This window comes from Peribacillus sp. SIMBA_075, from assembly GCF_046534585.1.
On the sequence record NZ_JAWRYN010000578.1, the window covers coordinates 1 to 273 of the forward strand.

At 50.9% G+C, this 273-nt stretch carries 1 protein-coding gene; it reads right to left on the bottom strand.

Annotated elements, in window-relative coordinates; translation table 11 throughout:
* Positions 1-268 (bottom strand): DUF6143 family protein (locus SB775_RS29475; RefSeq protein ID WP_410864780.1); only part of this gene is annotated, 268 nt, incomplete at its 3' end.
* Between the last annotated feature and the right edge of the window lie 5 nt (positions 269-273).

The window sequence follows — 273 nt, forward strand, 5'->3', positions numbered from 1 at the left end:
CTGTAGCTTCTTCCGATTGTGGCACATGGATCATCAACGCCATCCCGGGTCCGATAATCCACTGACCGTTTGAATTCCCACCCGCCGTAGTCATAGGAGGAATGATTCGTGTACTTGCCACGATGCCGTCTCGCGTGACGTCTGCACTGTTTGAGCCGTAGAGGATTTGACCTTGTGAAGCAGGAGAGGGAGGAAGCTGAACAAAGCCAGATGTCACTTGTCGTGAGGTCTTGCCACCAATGATTGATTCTGCTTTTCCGAACCATATATGTG